Origin of the sequence: Desulfovibrio ferrophilus, from assembly GCF_003966735.1 — a bacterium.
In the GTDB taxonomy this organism is placed as follows: Bacteria; Desulfobacterota; Desulfovibrionia; order Desulfovibrionales; family Desulfovibrionaceae; genus Desulfovibrio_Q; species Desulfovibrio_Q ferrophilus.
Genome location: NZ_AP017378.1, coordinates 532,148 through 551,019, shown reverse-complemented (window position 1 = coordinate 551,019; position 18,872 = coordinate 532,148). Strand labels below are relative to the sequence as shown.

At 56.8% G+C, this 18,872-nt stretch carries 15 protein-coding genes; 7 read left to right on the top strand and 8 right to left on the bottom strand.

Annotated elements, in window-relative coordinates; genetic code table 11:
- Positions 1-5: 5 nt before the first annotated feature.
- From EL361_RS02520 to EL361_RS02495, 6 genes are all read left to right on the top strand, one after another.
- Positions 6-1,274 (top strand): UvrD-helicase domain-containing protein, encoded by a 1,269-nt coding sequence (locus EL361_RS02520; RefSeq protein ID WP_126376287.1) that lies wholly within the window; start codon positions 6-8, stop codon positions 1,272-1,274.
- Complete coding sequence (locus tag EL361_RS02515; RefSeq protein WP_172961816.1) at positions 1,175-3,211, top strand: UvrD-helicase domain-containing protein; 2,037 nt, start codon at positions 1,175-1,177, stop codon at positions 3,209-3,211. Before EL361_RS02520 ends, EL361_RS02515 begins: the two co-directional genes overlap by 100 nt.
- Positions 3,208-3,663: a 2-thiouracil desulfurase family protein gene (locus EL361_RS02510; RefSeq protein WP_126376282.1), complete on the top strand. Its 456-nt coding sequence runs from the start codon at positions 3,208-3,210 to the stop codon at positions 3,661-3,663. Before EL361_RS02515 ends, EL361_RS02510 begins: the two co-directional genes overlap by 4 nt.
- Complete coding sequence (locus EL361_RS02505; protein WP_126376279.1) at positions 3,660-6,572, top strand: PD-(D/E)XK nuclease family protein; 2,913 nt, start codon at positions 3,660-3,662, stop codon at positions 6,570-6,572. Before EL361_RS02510 ends, EL361_RS02505 begins: the two co-directional genes overlap by 4 nt.
- Before the next feature lie 177 nt (positions 6,573-6,749).
- Positions 6,750-7,196, top strand: a complete 447-nt coding sequence (locus EL361_RS02500; protein WP_126376276.1) for a PPC domain-containing DNA-binding protein — start codon at positions 6,750-6,752, stop codon at positions 7,194-7,196.
- A 190-nt stretch (positions 7,197-7,386) separates the two neighbouring features.
- Positions 7,387-7,668: a hypothetical protein gene (locus tag EL361_RS02495; RefSeq protein WP_126376273.1), complete on the top strand. Its 282-nt coding sequence runs from the start codon at positions 7,387-7,389 to the stop codon at positions 7,666-7,668.
- 16 nt (positions 7,669-7,684) lie between these two features.
- Here EL361_RS02495 and EL361_RS02490 read toward each other — a convergent pair whose 3' ends face one another.
- From EL361_RS02490 to ybgF, 3 genes are all read right to left on the bottom strand, one after another.
- The gene (locus tag EL361_RS02490) at positions 7,685-8,563 is read right to left on the bottom strand and encodes a tyrosine recombinase XerC (RefSeq protein WP_126381249.1); all 879 of its coding nucleotides are present in this window, start codon (positions 8,561-8,563) and stop codon (positions 7,685-7,687) included.
- Between the two features lie 345 nt (positions 8,564-8,908).
- Positions 8,909-10,156 (bottom strand): DNA-processing protein DprA, encoded by a 1,248-nt coding sequence (gene dprA / locus EL361_RS02485; RefSeq protein WP_126376270.1) that lies wholly within the window; start codon positions 10,154-10,156, stop codon positions 8,909-8,911.
- Positions 10,157-10,170: 14 nt separating this feature from the next.
- A complete protein-coding gene (gene ybgF, locus EL361_RS02480; RefSeq protein WP_126376267.1) occupies positions 10,171-11,019 on the bottom strand; it encodes a tol-pal system protein YbgF in 849 nt (282 codons plus the stop codon).
- 177 nt (positions 11,020-11,196) lie between these two features.
- Between ybgF and EL361_RS02475 the strand changes: the two genes are divergently transcribed.
- Positions 11,197-12,147, top strand: a complete 951-nt coding sequence (locus EL361_RS02475) for a hypothetical protein (protein ID WP_126376264.1) — start codon at positions 11,197-11,199, stop codon at positions 12,145-12,147.
- A 93-nt stretch (positions 12,148-12,240) separates the two neighbouring features.
- On the opposite strand, the gene EL361_RS02470 is transcribed toward EL361_RS02475, so the two are convergent.
- The 5 genes from EL361_RS02470 to EL361_RS02450 form a co-directional block, all read right to left on the bottom strand.
- Complete coding sequence (locus EL361_RS02470) at positions 12,241-13,893, bottom strand: hypothetical protein (RefSeq protein ID WP_126376261.1); 1,653 nt, start codon at positions 13,891-13,893, stop codon at positions 12,241-12,243.
- A 224-nt stretch (positions 13,894-14,117) separates the two neighbouring features.
- The gene (locus EL361_RS02465; RefSeq protein WP_126376259.1) at positions 14,118-16,895 is read right to left on the bottom strand and encodes a chemotaxis protein CheA; all 2,778 of its coding nucleotides are present in this window, start codon (positions 16,893-16,895) and stop codon (positions 14,118-14,120) included.
- 81 nt (positions 16,896-16,976) lie between these two features.
- The gene (locus EL361_RS02460; RefSeq protein ID WP_126376256.1) at positions 16,977-17,345 is read right to left on the bottom strand and encodes a response regulator; all 369 of its coding nucleotides are present in this window, start codon (positions 17,343-17,345) and stop codon (positions 16,977-16,979) included.
- 11 nt (positions 17,346-17,356) lie between these two features.
- Positions 17,357-18,076, bottom strand: coding sequence for a chemotaxis protein CheW (locus tag EL361_RS02455; protein ID WP_126376253.1), 720 nt, complete (start codon positions 18,074-18,076; stop codon positions 17,357-17,359).
- Positions 18,063-18,842, bottom strand: coding sequence for a ParA family protein (locus EL361_RS02450; protein ID WP_126376251.1), 780 nt, complete (start codon positions 18,840-18,842; stop codon positions 18,063-18,065). Before EL361_RS02450 ends, EL361_RS02455 begins: the two co-directional genes overlap by 14 nt.
- Positions 18,843-18,872: the final 30 nt, after the last annotated feature.

Below are 18,872 nucleotides of genomic sequence, written 5' to 3'. Positions count from 1 at the left end.
CAATCATGCTCGAACAAGTCAAGGCTTCCGCCGGTTCCGGCAAAACATACGCGCTCACAGCACGCTTTTTGGGACTCCTTCTGGGTTCCAGTTCCGGCACACTTCCCGCAGTCTGCGGGCAGGCCAGCACCGAAGACTACGGTTGGCCCGAAATCCTGGCCGTAACCTTCACCAACAAGGCAGCTGCGGAAATGAAGGAGCGTGTCATCGGCTCCCTCAAGGACCGTGCACTGGGCAATACAGATGGCCCGGCTACAGCCTGTCAGCCGGAGGTCGCAGCCCTGTGGCTGGAGCGTATCCTCCGACATTACCATCAGTTGAATATCCGGACCATCGATAGCCTGCTGACACTGATCATGCGCATTTTCGCACTGGAAGTAGGCGTAGCCCCGGACTTCGAAATGCTCTTCGATCCGGCGGAACTGTTCGACGAAGCCTTCGACAGCATAGCCCTGCGCGCCGAAGCCGCTGATGGCGAGGAACGCCAACTGTTGGAGACAGCACTCTCCACCATGTTGCGCCTGGAAAACCGCCCCGGCTTCATGCCCGGCAACGGGTTTCGCACACGCCTGCTGGAACTGTTGCGTTTCCGACTGACGGACAGAACCGAATACATTACCGACCCCGAACTTCTGCACCGGTCCATCGCCCCGCTGCGCCAGGATTTCCTGATCGCGGCTCAAGCCTTCCCTCCGGTGCTTGAAGGGTTGAACGTCAAAAAGCATTTCCTCAACTTCCTGGACAAGTGCCTGACCCACGGCGAACACGACCCTGTTCCCACCTCGACCATGATCGAGAAGGACACCTTTGAAGCCTGCGTAAACAAATCGTCACTGGGGGCCGTGGGATCGCAACAGGAACTGGCCTATGCCAACCTGCAAATGGCCCATGAGGAATACCGGCGTGGCCGCAAACTGCTGGAGAGCGCCCGCAATTGGTCAGGCTTCATCCGTCTGGCGGACCTTGTTGCTGCCGAAACCATCCGGGTCATGCGCGAGCGTAATGTCCTGCTCTCTGCCATCTGCCCCGGCATTGCCTGTGGCCTGCTGGCCGGGGAATTCGGCGTACCTGATGCCTTCTGCCGCATGGGTGCCCGCCTGCGCTATATGCTGGTGGACGAATTTCAGGATACCAGCCGTGACCAATGGGGAGCCATGAGTCCCCTGGCCGAGGAATGCCTGTCCAAGGGGGGGGGACCTTCCTTGTCGGCGATGTCAAACAGGCCATCTACGGCTGGCGAGGCGGCGACGCACGACTTTTCGACGAGGTCATGACCCAGCCCTCGCTGACCGCCATGACCTCGGTCCAGACAAGCACCCTGCCCCATAACTGGCGCAGCCGACCGGAAATCATCCAGTTCAACAATGCCCTCTTTGGCCCATTGGAAGAGCCGGATACGGCTTTTGCCATGGCCGAGGCCATGCTGGGCAATGCGCCCGAACCGGCCATGCACCAACTGGGTACAGCCATAGAGACCGCTTTTGCCGGAGCCGCTCAAAAAATCCCGAACAAGACCTACAAGGCCACTGGCTATGTGCGCCTGTCCCGTATCGAGGCCGAGACAAAGGATGACCTGATGGAGGCCGTCCGCCGAGAGATGCAATCCCTGTTCGAGGATTTGACCACCCGCCGACGCCCGGCGGATATGGCCGTACTGGTGCGTTCCAACAGCGAGGCCGCACTGGTGGCAAGCTGGCTCATTGATTGGGGCATCCCCGTCATCACCGAAAACAGCCTGCGCCTTGCCGAACATCCGCTGGTGCGACAGTTGACGGCTCTGCTCCGTTTTCTTGACTATCCGCTGGACGACCTGGCTCTATGGGAATTCCTGTCCGGCGATGAAATCTTCCTGAGCCGCGCCGGAATCGCCAAAGATGATCTCACCAACTGGCTGGCAGAGAGGGATCGTGGCTCCCTCTACCCAAAGTTCCAGAAGGATTTCCCCGAAATTTCAGCGCGCTTCGTCTCTCGCTACGTGAAAAAAGCCGGTTTCATGACGCCATACGACATGGTCACCGAGGCCGTAGCCGACTTCGGCGTGCTGGAGCGCCATCCGCAGGACGCAGCCTTCGTGCGCCGCTTCATGGAGGTGGTGCACGCCGCCGAACAAGTCGGGCGGCAGTCCATCGCCGCTTTCCTGGAATACTGGGACGCCAGCGGTGGAGAGGAAAAGGTACCTCTGCCCGACACGGTAGACGCCGTGCGAATCATGACCATGCACCAATCCAAAGGCCTGCAGTTCCCGGTGGTGGTCGTACCCTTCCATCACTGGCGATTCAGCACCGGCGACGCCCCTGTGCCCTTTGAATTTCAGGGCATGCGCCTACTGGCTCCCCCATGCAAGGAAATGGACGACACATACTGGGAGCTGGCCTCACGCACCCTGCTGGAGCAGCTGAACCTGCTGTACGTGGCCTGGACCCGCCCGGAAGAAGAGCTCTATGCCCTGCTGACCGGTAGCTCCCGCACCAAAATCCGCCCCTTTGTAAAGGCCCTGGAAATTCTGCTGGCCCATCATCCCTTTGACGAAAGCGGGAGCCATCCAGTCTATGAACACGGTCAACGCCCCGAAGCCAGCGACAAGGCCCTCGCACAAGGCGATCAGGACAGTACCGAAGCCAGCCTCGCCCCCTCCGATCCAGCGATCAGCGGCGAACCCGAGGCACCCATGTCCTGGCTGCCCCGCCTGAAAATTCACCGTCATTTTGCACTGGATGCCCCTCTGGACGCCCTGCTGGGCGGTGGCCCCACCTATGACGCCCGCGCACGTGGCACACTGATTCACGATGCCATGGACCGGCTGGGCTCATCCGGCATCGCCGACACCACACAGGCTGTTCGCGCTGCCATCAGCACCCATGCCGATATCCTGCCCCCGGGCGACGAATCCCGGTCAACCATCCAGGCCGAAGTGGAAGGCATACTCCGCTGGGCCGTTGAGCTTCCCAATTTCCAAGGCTGGGTGAAACGCGGATTGCCCGAGTGTCCCATCCTGGATGCCGAGGGCAACGAACATCGCCCCGACCTGCTGGTGCTGGACCCGGACGAGACCATCGTCGTGGAATACAAGACCGGCACCCCGGATCCGGCGCACAGGGATCAGGTCCGGCGCTACATGAAGCTTCTGGCTGCCATGGACAATGTGGCTCCAACCATGCGCGCCGTCATCGTCTATCTGGACCAACGAAGCCTTACAGAGGTACGGCCATGACCGACAATCCCCTGAAGAATAACAAGCGCTACCTCGTCAGCGCCTGTCTGGCCGGGGTGAACTGCCGCTACGACGGACAATCCACGCCCGTTGAGACTGTTCTGGAACTCCTGCGCCAGGGGCGCGCCCTGCCCGTGTGCCCGGAACAACTGGGAGGGCTTCCCACCCCACGAGCCTGCTGTGAACTGCAACAGGGACGCGTAATGAACACAGAAGGCCAGAACCTGACGGAAGCCTTTACCCGCGGTGCTGCCGAGGCCCTCCGCCTATCGCAATTGTTCGGCGCCACCCATGCCATTCTCAAGTCCCGCTCCCCATCCTGCGGTTACACTCAGATCTATGACGGTTCATTCAGCGGCGCATTGATCCCCGGCAACGGAATCTTCGCCGAGTTGCTGCTCAAGCATGAATATCTAATGCTCACTGAATTGGATGTGGAGGATGAGTCATGACTACGCCCTTCACCCTCATCGACTGGCGTAGCGACTGCATCGGAGCCCTGATCGACCTGCTTCTGGAACGCACGGGTGGCGACATGCGCGACACGTTGGTCATCTTCCCGCACCAGCGACCACGCCGCCACCTCATGGAACGTCTGGGCCGCGACCCGCGTTTTTCCAAACCCCTATTCCTGCCGAACATGGTCTCCGTCAATGAATGGCTGCCCGGCCTGCGGCGAATTATTGATCCTCGTCCCCTGATCACTGCTGGACCTTTGGACCGTGCCGGTCTGCTGTACGGTGTTGTCGAAAATCTCCGGCGTGAAGGTCGGGGTCTGCTGGGTAATCTACCTCTGGAGCGTGAACATTTCTTCCCGTGGGGGCGGCTGCTGGCTGACCTTATGGAAGAACTGGCGCGGCACGGAATCACCCCTGCCAACCTGAGCCACATGACCAGTGAGGTGCAGGAACTCCCTGCTGCCCTGCTGGAACAATTGGGCGACATCAGCGCCGGATACGAAGCAGCCCTGGCAGAGAGAGGATGGACCACCCCCGGACTTGATGCCCGCGCAGTCATGACGCACGCCGACAAGGCCGCTACGCAGGAGCAGCAACGCACAGTCTTCATCGTTGGTTTCTATGCTCTGACCGGTGCAGAGGAAGCCATTTTCAAAGCCTTATGGCAGCAAGGGGCGGAGATCATCCTGCACACGGACCCGGCTCTGGCCGAGCGGCCTGCACAGACCCACTGGGCCTGCGCCGAGCATGTCCGCTGGTTACGCTTGTGGGATACGGAGATACAACACTTCGGGCCAGATATGGGCACCCGACGGCCGACTCTGCGATTTTTCGAAGGCTTCGACCTGCACTCCCAACTCTCACGACTCTCGGACGAGTTGGACGTCTCTGAGCGCTCGGACACCGCTGTGGTCATCCCCGACACGTCCTGCCTGATGCCCGTACTCCATCATTTGCCCGAGAAAGATGTCAATATTTCAATGGGTTATCCTCTCTCCCGCTCAAGCCTGTTCCGACTCATCGAGACGGTGCTGCGGCTTCAGGAAACCGCCGCCGAACCGGGCCGCTACTACTGGCGTGAGGTCATCGCCCTGATCCGCCATCCCTACGTCAAAATGCTGGAACCACTGCCCGGAGTGCCCGTGCGGGGCATGTTGCGCGAGCTGGAACGCTTTGTCCGCCGTGGCGGAAAATATCTGGATCCACGCGAATGGGAACCGGATTGGGAATCCCTGCCCGAAGGAGCTTTGCCGCCGGGAGTTTCCCCGGAGCACGCCATGGAAGCCGTGCGCAGCGTCCTTAATGGTTGCCTTGACGCTTTCGAGAGCGCCAGCACTTTGGCAGAACTGGGTCAGGCCCTGCTCACACTGGCCCGGACGCTGGTCCCCGAGCATGGAGTGGAAAACTGGCACCGTTTCCCCATTGACGCAGAGTGCCTGTTCCGCCTGTCCTCCGCCGTGGTCCCTGCTATTACTGACAGCAGCATCAGCCACGACAGGTATGGCCGTTCGGTACTCTTTTCCATTTTGCGCCAATTGCTCGAAGCCGAACGCGTGCCCTTTGAGGCCGAACCCCTCACCGGTCTGCAGGTGATGGGGATGCTGGAATCGCGCCTGCTGCGTTTTTCGCGGGTCATGGTGCTGGACGCCACCGAGGACAAACTCCCCGGCACTCCCGCCTACGATCCGTTGTTGCCTGATCCGTTGCGCAGTCTGTTGGGCCTGCCTGATGGACGACACCGCAGTCTGGTGGCAGCCTACAATTTCCACCGCCTCATCGCTGGCGCTGACGAAGCCTGCATCTTCTACCAATCCGGTGCGGATGGAGCAGGCCCGGGTGCGGGCAAGGCCGTACGCAGCCGATTCGTGGAGCAACTTCTCTGGGACGAGGAAAAACGAAGAGGCCAGGTCGTCCAACCGGATGGCAAGCTGCTGACATCCATCACCCTTCCTGTGGCAGGCATTCCCGAAGTGCAGTATGGCATCGACAAGACAGAGACCATCCAGAACAAGCTGGACCACGTCCTGCGGACCACCGACCTTTCGGCCACGTTCCTGGACAGCTATCTGCACTGTCCGGCGCGTTTCTTCCATGAACGTCTGACCCCTTTACGCGAGCCCGACGAAGTCAGTGAAGCTGGCGATCCCGCAGGATTGGGGCAACTGGTCCATGCGGTACTCAACGAATTCTTCCACCCGTATCTGAACCAGCGCATGGACATCTCCAGCCTCGACCCCCGCCCTCTCCAGGACCTGTTTTCGGAACGGCTGGAAAATGAAGAATTCTTCCGCCAGATGCCCTATGACATGCGCCGTGGACTTGTGGCATCGGGAAGGCAACGGCTGGCGAGATTCATCGACGAATCGGGCGACACCACCATTCTGGCTCTGGAAAAGCGCCATCAGGCGAACCTGGACATGGATGGCACCCTGCTAACGGTGCACGGATTTTTCGATCGGGTTGACCAGCGCCCCGAAGGACACGTCATTCTGGATTACAAGACAGGGGCAGTCATGCCACCGGCCCAGTCCCTGTGGTCAGACACTGAATTCTGGCAGGAAATTCTAGCTTGGCGGGCGGGTGACGCCGATCCGTTGCCCCTGCTGGCTAAGCGGCTGAACAGTGTCCAGCTTCCCCTCTATTCCTGGCTGTTCCTTCAGGACAAAGGCGCGGCCCCGCACAACGCAGCCTGGGTTGAACTACGCGACAACGGCCAGGAACGTTCGCTATTCGGGCCCAAAGTTGGTGAAGAGACCAGAGAGACTGCGGTGTGCGAATACGCCCCGGCCATGGTGCGCTTTGTCGTTCGCCACATGCTCAGCTGCTCGCGCTTTGAAGCCATGCCGGGACCTCGGTGCACATACTGTTCGTATGCCTTCGGCTGCGAAGAGAAATCGAGATAAGCGAGCCTGTCAAAAAGCTCGACAGAACATGCAGCCCCCAGATCGTAACAATGGCGGCATCAACCATCACGCCGTACCTGAGCCTGATGGAAGGCCATGATATCGTCGTGAATCACAGCGAACGTTCAGGCCAACCGTCTCAGGATTAACCCAACACGCAAAGCACGGGGAGAACTCATGCAGGCATCAGAAGGAAAAATGGGCAGGGTATTCGTACTCCGCCTTGAAGACGGCGACCGCGTTCCTGACTGCATTGAGCAGTTCGCAAGAGACAAGAATATTGCCCGAGGCGTGGTGATCATGATCGGCGGCATTGGCGGCGGCACACTGGTCGTCGGCCCCGAGGACGGCGCGGCAGCGACCATCACCCCCATACTGCATACACTTGAAGGAGTACATGAAGTGGCGGCAATGGGCACACTGTTCCCCAATGAAGCAGGCGTCGCCAGCCTACATATGCATGCAACCATGGGGCGTGGGGACACGGCACGCACGGGCTGCGTCCGGCAAGGTGTGGATATCTGGAAAATTGGTGAAGTCGTGATTCAGGAGATTATTGGCTCCATGCGTCGCGTCACGGACCCCACTTTCGGATTCGAAATCCTCGATGTTGTCCCCCAGTAGGCGAACACAAAGCCAATATTTGCCAATGAGGTTCATCGCTCCATTGCGCGTATGTCACTTTTAAGATAACTTCACACGCACAAAAGAAACATTGCGTCTTCTTTATCCGTTCCATGATACTGGCAACACGTCTGGATCAAGATGGGGAGCGGGAACGGATGTTGAACGATTTCGCGTGGGAGCGAGGTGAATGCAGCTTTATAAGACCTACTCGGGTTCAAACTTTCCCAAGACTTATCTGGTGGTTGAAAAAAACGCCATGCCTGAAAAACTGGTCCCCTTCAACATCCTTTACCTCTTCGGGCACATGCAGCTCGTCAAGGGATCACTGCTGCCTTCGCACCTGCCCTTTTCCAAGGGTGGCCAAAAGCGCATTGCCTCCGAAATCGATGGTTTCGGATTCTGCTTTTACAAATGGCCAGGGAAAATCCTGGGCGCCAGCCTGGGTGACGTACTCGCTGTCGAGGACTAGCCCTCAGCCACCAAAATCATTTCTTTTTTCGCCTGGCTCCCGACTTGGGATGCGCGTTGTCATAAACCCGCATCAGCTTATCCAGCGTCAGATGTGTATAGCGCTGAGTCGTGGTCAATCGTTCATGCCCCAATAGTTCCTGAACACTCCGTAGATCCGCACCCGATTCCAGCAGGTGTGTGGCAAAACTGTGGCGCAGCATGTGTGGATGCACATGCTCCGGCAATCCGGCCAACTTTGCCAGACGTTCAAGAATCCTGTTCGCCTGCCTCCGTTGAAGCCGCGCGCCCTTGTCCCCCAGAAACAGAGCCTTCTCCGTGACGCTGGCAGTAAACTCTCCCCGCTCAGCCATATAAGTCCGCAAGCGCTCACGCCCGGCATCCGACAATGGGGAGACCCGCTCCTTGGACCCCTTGCCCATGACCCGCACCACCGAGGAATTCAGGTCCACATCATCCAAGTCCAGCCCAAGGGCCTCGGACACACGCAGCCCCGAACCATAGAGTACTTCGGCCAAGGCCAGATCGCGAAGTCCTCGCGGACCGTCCGGTACGCCCGCCACCATTAATGCCAATGCCTGATCTACATTCAAAGCCTTGGGATGGCGCTGTTCCTGCTTGGGATTCTTGACTCCGGCTACGGGATTGGACGCAACCAGGCCGGACTTGGCGAGATATTTGAACAATGACCGCAGAGAGGACAGTTTCCGAGCCACAGAGGATTTGGCCGTACGCTGGCGATGCAAATCAGCCATGAAGCCTCGCACATGGGACCGGGTAATGGCTCCGGGATTGTCCAGAGTCAATTCCCGCGATTCCAGATAGCCCTGAAACTGTTCCAGATCACGCGCATAGGCTGCCACTGTGGCCGGGCTGTAGCCCTTTTCCACATCCATGTGCCCCAAAAAGGCCAAAGCCGTATCCGGCAGTTCATAATCCCTGACAGTCAAACTTCCTCTCCAATTTCAACGCATCGGAGCGACATCATCGACTCCTGCAATCCATACCGACTATTCAACACAAATTCTTCGCGCAACCGACACTTCTCCGTCAACGGACGAGGCTAGGACGGTGGTTGTCGGCAACTGACCGCGCCGAGACAATGCCACACACCACGACTCCACAGTCCACTTCCGGACATCCCCACCCTCGGGGCCGCCCTTGCCCGGCGGCCCTTCTTTTGTCCTTGCAGGGAGAAAAGGCGAAAGGGTCATACGTGATGCCCGGCAACACCACCTGACCTAACTCAAGCTGTAGCACATGCCGGGCCACTGGCGTACCGTTCCGACGACCTCCAGCAAGGTGAGCGTACGCCCCGTGCGCCCCTGATCCCAGCCTAATGTGCGAGTCAATTCGTCAATATGCACCCGCTCCGCCCCCGAAAGCACTTCGATAATGGCCCGCTGATCAGGGTCCACGGGATCGCACTCATCCATTGGAGATCCGGCAGAACAGGAAGCAACGACCGGGCTTATGGCCGGAGGCTCAGGCATGGGTGTGTCTGAACCTTTGCCTGTAGGGTGCATGGCTTCATGCTCAAAAGGGATATGTTGGGTAACTGAAACGGCCCGGGGTTCGGGCGTGAGTTGCTCGGCATCGGCCTTGATCAGCACAGCCAAATCAAGGATGACTTCTCCCGCACTGGTCACGGGTTGCGCCCCCTGTTCCACAAGATCATTACAGCCTTCAAAGGTGGAACTTCCCTCGGGCCCTTGCACGGCATAGACATCACGCCCCTGCTCCAGCCCCAGCCGGGCGGTGATGCGGCTTCCGCTCTTCATGGCGGCTTCCACCACCACAACCCCCAAAGACAGGCCCGAGACAATCCGATTACGATACGGAAAATTCCTGGCTTCAGGCACGGTGCCCGGAGCAAATTCGGTAACCACCAATCCAGATTGACACAGCCGTTCGAAGAGGTCTGTATTCTCAGGTGGATAGACCCGATCCAGCCCCGTCCCCAACACGGCGATGGATGATCCGGCACCGGACAACCCTGCGAGATGGGCCTGACGATCAATGCCCCAGGCCATGCCCGAAACGACCGTTACCCCTGCTTCGGCAAGCCCGGAACAGATGCGCGAGGCCACGGCCAGCCCTCGCCCCGTGCAGTTACGCGATCCCACGACAGCCACGGAAGGACCGGCCAGCAAATCCTTGCGCCCGATGCAGTACAGAAACAGAGGGGGGTCCGGTATCTGGCGCAAACGCCTGGAATACTCGGGATCAGTCCATAATACGAGGGAACAGGATTGCTTGGTGGCGACATCGAATTCGGCACGAGCAGCGGCCTTGTAGGCTCCGGCTTTAAAAGCCTCACAGCCCTTTACGGAGACGACCTTGTCCATCCGCCAGCGCGATGCTCTGTCATAGGCATGAGCCGCCCCGCCATAGGCCGCAAGGAGCTTGGCCCAGGTACGGGGCCCAATATACGGAGTGTGCTTGATCGCCAGGGCGGCGCGAAATTCCTTGAGACGCGCGGAGTCCATTCCGGACCTCCGGGCTACTTGAGCTTCTTCAAGCGGTTGCGAGCCAATGAAGCAGGCTCGGACTTGGGATAATCCTGAGTCAGCACTTCCAGATAAAACCGAGCATTGTCCCGGTCTCCCAGTGCGGCATAGGCATAGCCAATCTTGAGCAGCGCGGCGGCAGCCTTGTCGTGCTTGGGATACTGCTGGTGGACCTGCTTGAAGGCCACGATGGACTCGGCATATCTCTTCTGATGGTACCAGCTCTCACCCAGCCAATAATGAGCATTGGGGGCCAGGGTACTTTTGGGATTGGACTTCAAAAAAGCTTCCATGCCGTTGCGCCCGGATTCGGTCTTGCCCGCCAGGATCAACTTCAGCGCCTTGTCGTAGGCGGCCTTGCCAGCCGGGGCCGCAGGTTTCTTGATGGAGTACTTCTTGGAAGCAGGCTTGGAAGCCGGTTTTGCGGCAGCTTTCATGGCCTTGTCGGTTGCTGTCTTGTCCATGGCCTTGGTCTTGGCCGTTGCATCAGGATACTTGTCCCAGTCCGAGGGCTTGGCGGGTTCTTCCTTTTTCATCACCGGACCGGGAGTGGGCAGATCGTCGGAGGTCATGAGCGGCTCGGGCTTGGTCTCCTGCGGACGAATATCCTGCTCACCCAATCGCGGAGCGGCCTCCAGGTCCTGAACGCGCCCTTCCAGCGAATTCAGCCGCGAGGCCAATTCCATCTGGGCATTCTGGAACTGAAGGGATTTCTCCTCCAGATTGCGGAGCCTCCACTCCTCGCTCGCGCCAGATGCAGATTCGGAACTACTTCTGGCGGAACAACCGCAAGTCATCAGCAGTGCGACCAGCGTTGTGGCGACGATGACGAATCTAACCATGCTTCCTCCCGGAAGATCATGAGTTGAAAAACCTCTCCATCAATAGGTGAGAATGCTTTAAAATACAAGATGCAAGCGCAACCACGACCTCACCCTCCCCTTGCCCTTGGGTACAAATTGAGGCACAACTGCGCCGTTCGGGTCCAAATGCCCGGCCATATGATCAAGGAGCAAGTCGTGAACATTCCCCAACCCACCCTCGGGCTACTCGGTGTTTTTGTTATTCTGGCGCTGCATCTTTGCGCCGTGTACACCGGGCTCGGTGCCTTCTCTCTCGCCTGGTTGAGCGAAACCGTTGGCGCCGCCAAGAAAAAGGTCTTTCTGAAAAAACTGAGCCAGCAGATGTCCGCTCTGGGCATCCTGTTCCTGGCCTATACCCTGGTCTCCGCAGGCGGCAGCTTTGCCGTGATGCAGGCCCAATATCCTGAACTGATCCGCCCCTGGCTGGACAATCCCATGATCGCCGCTCCCATGGCGGCCGCACTGGCTTGGCTGGTCCTGTTCGGACTGCTGTACGCCTTCACCTGGCGTTCGGCCAAGAAAAGCCCCGGCCTGCACCGTAGTCTCGGTCTGTTGACCGTGCTGGGTGTCCCGGCAGTGCTTGGCGTGTCGCTATGCATGAAGCTTGCGCTCTATTCCGAACTGCCTGAAAACGTGCAGACCATGGAACTGGAACCGATGTTGCGGGCAGGTCTGTCACACCCCATGCTCGCCCCGCTGACAGTCCATTCCGTGCTGTTGGCTCTGGGCTGCGGCGCAGGATTCGGACTGCTGTTCCTGCTCACACGTCGCAACAAGGATGACTTCGGACGCGACTATTACAACTACGCTGCACAGTTCACGGCCAATACAGCCATCCTCGGCACCTTGGGCGCCTTGGCCTCCGAGGCATGGGTCGCCAGCCAGATGCTGCCGTCCCTGATGTTGGAGACCGGTCCAACCCTGCTGGGCCTGCTTGCCGCTGGCGGTGGTGCCGCCGCGCTTTTGGCAACAATCAGCTGGGCCGTTGTTGCCCGCTCTGAGAATCCACTCAGGCGCAAACCAGCCATGCTGCTGGCCGCGCTGCTGCTGCTTATGGCCGTGGCCGGATTCTCCGCCGTTAACGCCTCCATTTTCCTCCCGCTCTAAGCCGAGGAGACAGGTATCGCAAAAAGCCCGCGCCGGATTCCGGCGCGGGCTTTTGTTTTGTCTTATGTTGAAACGGAGGTGGTATTATCCCCTCTAATCCAATGTCACTTCGCCATCAAGGTAGTACACTCTCAGCGCACGCAACATCGCAACCCCTCTATCTAGAAGCAGCGCGAATGCTTCAGGCTTTCTTTTCAAATCTATGTCCAGCTTGGCGATTGCTTTATCATATCCAGATCCTTTCCTATGACCAGACCCCGTCGATCTCAGCAACTGTAAATTTTTCAAAAAATCGACGATTGCTTTTCGGTCTGCAAAATCACTTGCCTGAAAGAAAGCGTTCAGCTTCGCAATACCCTTCGCGCCATCAGCTAATGGCTGTCCTACTCTGGCAAACTCTTTTTCGTTAAGCGAATCAACAAGGAGCTTGGTGAGACACAAAACCTGATCATCCATCTCACTTTGAGAATTTGTAACAGGTATTCTAATTGTGTCGGCTAAATGAATATCACCAGGTGCAAGTGGCAGGAAAAAAGGCCAACCTATTTCCTTGAGCCAGTCAGCAGCAAACCGCTTATATTCTTCCTTAAACACCAAATCTACAGCGCTTGGGTCAGTAAACTGCGCAAGAAAACTTCGTCGAAAGTTAGTTTCACTAATCTCCCCTTCAGGGGGAATGTTAAACTGTCGCCAATGAAGACGCTCCTCATAAGGAAGATCGCGACCTAGATCACCTAAAAAGACAGCAACACTCGTTTCAAGATCGTTATCAATCTGGCAATGCCACAGTTCAAGGCAGCCTAAGGAACCATCCGAGATCACATATCGATCAGGCTCAGCGAAATATTTAGCAAGCACTTCGCGTCTAAAATAAACGGGAGTTAGGTAATGAGGAGCCTCTGGGTTCGCCCCGAAGTTATTACTCAATTTATCTGGGGAAGATGTATGTTCAATGTTCTCACCATTCTCATCCACACCTATGATAAAAGTAACTTCTCGTTCGTCACCCTCCTCGTCAAAGGGCCATATCCCCGCCTTTTCGATTACAGGAGAACGAAGAATGATTTTAAACAATACTCTTGAGAACGTCGAAAAGTCGTTGTGAAAGCTACAAGCACCAACATGTCTTGACCAAGCTACTCTTTCATTTCTTTCTGAATCTCGCCTTTCTCCAACGTCTTCAAAAAGCAACTTTGAGTATCTTACAGAATCAACGTAAATCACTAGGTTTTGACGAGTCCCAGCTTGATACTGGCGTAGATATTTAAGGCGAGCTTCAATTCTCTCCGGGCTGATGCGTACGACTTCAATCTCACGTCCAGAAACATCAAACGCCAAGAGCAGGCCTCTTTTCTGATCGTAGGCAAGGTCATGGTACAGACGAAACTCTTGGTCAATTTCAAAGTAGGGCGAAAAAACCCCATAAAACGATCGGCGATGAACCAAAGCGCGTATGCCTGTCCCGGATCCATAGGGATGATATTCTATGACCGGCTCTCCATTTGGCCAACTTTGACTGAATCCGGGTTTCCCATCTCCGATCGAGAGATCCCAAGAATAATGGCTAAGCACACGCTCTACGGAAGCATCATCGATCAAAGCGCACCAGAGGCCAAATCGACCTAACTCGTCATTACGACTAACAAACAAAGACTGCCATTGTTCTCTGCCGACGCGCGGGATCAAATCTTCAAGCACATCGGTCTGTAGTAAATAATCGAGAGATTGCGGATCCAATTTCGCCATATCTTCTCCTAAAATACTATTTCCAAACCCCTCATGGCTGAGAACACTTATACCCATGGCTAACACCGCAAGCAAGTTGATCAAAAACGCCGGGAGCAAGACGCAAGAGAGGGGGCAGGCCCGACGCGTATAAAACATACGCGAGGGTCTACCCCCTTTTGAAGCAACGCCGCTCTCGGCGGAATTTCATCAACTTGCCCTAGGGCGGGATATCACCCGCTTTACTAGGTGGACATACGATAGATCTCGTGGGGGTCAAGAATAAGCACCACTGAACCGTCACCCATGATGGTTGCGCCGGAGATGCCTTCCTTGTCGCCAAGGAAATCACCCAGGGGCTTGATCACGACTTCCTGACGCTCGAGGAGGCTATCCACGACAAGGCCCAGACGTCGATTGTTGTCATGAATGACCACAATGGGCAGGATATCCCGCTCTTCCTCGTTGGCTGGCAGATCCAGAATCTCATAGAGATCCATGATGCCGAGCACCTCGCCTCGAAGAGTTACGGCCTTACGGCCATTGACCTCGGTCAGGCGCTTGGTCTCGATCTTCGTGGTTTCAGATACGGCTTCCAGAGGGATGGCGTAGGTGTCACCAGCAACCTTGATCATCAGGGCGTCGATGATAGCCAATGTGAGCGGCAGAGACAGGGTAAACCTTGTTCCCCGACCGATCTCAGTATCCACCATGACGGAGCCCTTGAGGTTCTTGATATTGGTCTTGACCACGTCCATGCCCACGCCTCGGCCCGAAATATCGGTGATCTTTTCAGCACCGGAGAAGCCCGGCTCAAAGATCAACTCGATGGCCTGCTGGTCATCCAGATTCTTGGCTTCCTCAGCGGTGACCAAGCCCTTTTTGACGCCAACCTCGCGCATCTTCTCAGGGCTGATACCCCGGCCATCGTCTTCGACTTCAATAGCCACAGAGTTACCCTGATGATAGGCACGCAGGTAAACACGCCCCACTTCGGGCTTGCCAGCTTCGGCTCGTTGTTCGTTGGTCTCCAGGCCATGGTCCACGGAATTTCGAATCAAGTGGACAAGAGGATCGCCGATCTCTTCGATAACGCTCTTGTCCAGTTCGGTCTCTTCACCTTCCATGATCAAGTCAACTTTCTTGCCGCTCTTGCGCGACAAGTCACGGACCAAACGCGGGAAACGAGAGAATACTGTCTTTACCGGCATCATCCGGACCTTCATGATGGTGTCCTGAAGGTCATCCGAGATGCGGGCCATGGCAAAAGTCGTTTCGGTGAGGTTGGACGCCACCTCGGGCAGATCGATTTCTCCGGTATTACCGCCTTCTTCGAGATTGCGGGCCAACATGGAGAACCGGTTGCGGTTGATGATCAACTCACCAATCAGGTTCATCAGGTGGTCCAGTTTCTCGTGGTCCACACGAATGGTGGAGGAAACAGCAGGCTTCTTGACCGGTGGCTTCTTGGCGGCAGCGGCAGCGGCTGGCTTGGCGGCTGGCGCTGGAGCAGGCTTTGGCTTCGGTTCCGGCTTGGGCTCTGGCTTCGGCTCGGGCTTGGGCTCTGGCTTCGGCTCGGGCTTGGGTTCCGGTTTCGGTTCCGGCTTGGGCTCAGGCTCTGCCGGGGCATCCTGATCCATGGCGGAAACAAGTTCTTCCGAGATATCCGCAGCGGCAATTTCCTTGGCGATATCGTCACGGATAATGCCACATTCCTGAGACAGGATATCCACCATCATGGAGAAATCCAGGTCCGTATCACGAGCCTGAGCCACCAGCCCGGCTGTGCGTTCGGCAGTCTCCTTGATGCCGGAAAAACCCATATAGCCACAGGAATTCTGGACGGTGGTCAAAGCCCGATACAGGGCGTCCACATAATCTTTCTGAGAGGCGTCCTTGTCCAGTTCCTTCAGGGACAAATCAATGGCGGCCAGTTGTTGACCCACTGTGGTCTTGAAGATGGCCAGATCATCATCGTCCAACCCGGCAGCAGCAACCGCTTCGGGCACGGCCTTGGGCTCAGGTGGCTCGGAAACAGCTTCAGGCTCGATTTCGATCTCGATTTCAGCTTCAATCTCGGCCTCGGCCTTGGGAGAGGCAACCTCACCGTTTTCCACAGCCTCACGCAGCTTGCCCAACAACACCCTCGTATCCACGGGGGTGACCTGAGCGCCCTCCATGTCAATGCAACCGACCAGCGTCTCCATCATATCCACCACCGACAGCAGCAGATCGATGAGTCCATGAGAGCATTCCATCTCATTCTTGCGGACACGGTTGAGCAGCGTCTCGGCCTCGTGGGTCAGCTCGTTAAGTTCCTTGAAACCGACGATGCCACTGTTGCCTTTCAGATTGTGGAAATAACGGAAAATGTCATTGATGGCCTCGCCACCACTTGTGGGGGTCTGCTCCAGGCCCAACAGCCCACTGTTGAGTTCTTCGATGATTTCCGTGGCTTCTTCCAGAAAATCACCCAAGTGTTCCTTGGCCACGACGGACAGGGCATAGGACACCGCTTCAAAGGCAGGCAGGTCTGGTTCTGGCTCTGGTGCAGCAGCAGGTTCAGCCACGGCTTCAGGTTCAGGAGCGGGAGCCGGGGCGGGAGCGGCTGCTCCACCGGAGAGATCATCGCCTGCCATGATGCCATCCAGCTTGGCGATGGTGGATTCAGTATCCACATCACCTTCGCCGCCCTCGGTTTCGAGATTCTCGATCATGGTCCGCAGCAAGTCGGTCGCACTCAGGATCACGTCCATGATCTCGGAGGTGACAGACATCTTGCCTTTGCGCAGCTCGTCCATGACGTTTTCCGCACGGTGAGCCAGAACATTGATCTTGTTCAGACCAAGAAAACCCGACGCTCCTTTCAGGGAGTGCATCGGACGAAAAATTTCGTTCAGGAGGTCAAGGTTCTCAGGAGATTGCTCAAGCTCAAGCAAGTTGGGCTCGATGGTCTCAAGATGCTCCTTGGCCTCGATGATAAAATCGGCAAAAATTTCAGGATCCATGAAATCCTGGCTCATTGACCCACCTCGATGCGTATTGGGCGCGGAGCGAAAGTTGCCCCCGCCGAGTGTCTCATCAACCCGGAGTGCCGGCAGGTATTACCCTAACAGCATTTTAACGTTTTTGACCATTTTATCCGGCTGCGCTGGCTTGACCATGTACAGATTTGCGCCAAGCCCCAGCCCCGTTTGAATATCCTTGTCCTGCCCTTCGGTGGACAAAACGATAATCGGCACATCCCTGTAAGCATCCTGTTCGCGGACAGTCTTGATAAAAGTAAAGCCATCCATTCGAGGCATATTCACGTCGGAGATGATCAGGTCAACGTCAGTCATGGAGTACAATTTCTCCAGCCCGTCGAGGCCATCTTCCGCCATGGTCACCTTGAAGCCTTCCTTCTTCATGATAAACGCGACGAGATTCCTTACAGTCTTCGAATCGTCAACAATCAGAATATGTTTAGGCATGAGTGCTCCTTTTAACCCTTAAGAACTTTCTCAACGATCCGGTCAATGGAAATAATTCCGATGAGAGAACCGCCTTCGGCTTTCATGAGTCCGGCCACAAATTCGACCCCTGACCCCAGATGTTGTTCCACGCCCCAGTCCAATTCGGTCTGAGGAACGCGGTACATGGTCTTCACCTTATCGATCATCAGGCCCAGTTGCAGGCCCTTGCGGCGGCAGACAACAATGAACCCGGGGGTCTCGCTTGCGCCAGTGGCGCCAATCAAACTATTGAGCTTCACCAGTGGTGTCACCCGGCCACGCAGATTCACGATACCTGCCATAAAGAACGGTGCAGCAGGAAGTTGCGTGGGAGCCACGTAACGGATGACCTCCTGGACCACATTGATGGGCACGGTAAATTCCTGGTCGCCGACGGTAAACCCCACCAACTGGATATCATCCTCACTCTTCAGCTGCGAAAGGATATCCGGCTCGTCCAAAGCTTCGGCAAGGGTCTCTCCGACAGCCTCAGGAGCACTGGATGCGGTTTGTTCCGTGGCGGCAAAGCCCGGTGCGGCTTCGACCCTGGCAGGCCGAGGCAGGGACACGCCTTCTCCAGACGGAGTTCCTGCGTCGCCGTACCCCATATATTTCTGCAAAAAAGCCTTCTCCGCCACGGACAGGGAATCTCCCTCCGTACCGGTCGGCAAAAAATCCTTTTCCAGGAAGTATTCCTCAGGCGTTTTCATTGGCAATCTCTTTGGCTAACAGCGAGTATTCCACAGCACCACGGGAATTGGCGTCGATCTCGTAGATCACCTTCCCCTTGGCGCTGGCCTCCCTGAAATTGGTATCCAAGTTGATAACTGTTTCAAACATTTTGGGACCAAGCTTCTTTCGCAGCAGATTCAGCACACGACGGCAAGCACTGGCCCGGCGATCGAACATGGTTGGCAAGGCCCTGAAGTTGATGGGGTTCGGTAGCACCCGGTTCAGCGTGCGAATGGTATCAAAAATGAGCCGCAACCCATGCAGGGCAAGAAAATCCGTCTGGATGGGGATAATCACCAAGTCGGCCGACACCAAGGCATTGACCAACAGCACTCCCACATGCGGTGGACAATCAATGACGATGTAATCGTATCGATCCTTAATGGGAGCCAGAGCTTCGGTCAGGATGCCACCACGCCCGGGCCTGCTCTTGAGGTCCATCTCCAGCTCGGACAACCGAATATGGGCCGGAGCAAAGTCAAAGAACAGCGGGTCTTCACTCTTGTGTATGATCTTGTCCCACAATGCGGCGTCAACCTTGTCCGCATAGAACATATCCAGGACCGTATACTTCAGATTCTCGGGGTAGTAGGCCAAATGGATGGAGGCACAGGCATGGGGGTCCAGGTCCATGACCAGCGTTTTTTTGCCCTGGCGCGCCAGTGCGGCACCAAGGCTCAGAGACGACGTCGTCTTACCCACGCCTCCCTTCTGATTCGCTACTGCAAGCACCTGTATGGACAAGTCCTTTCCCCTCCTCGTTTGCTGCCAAGC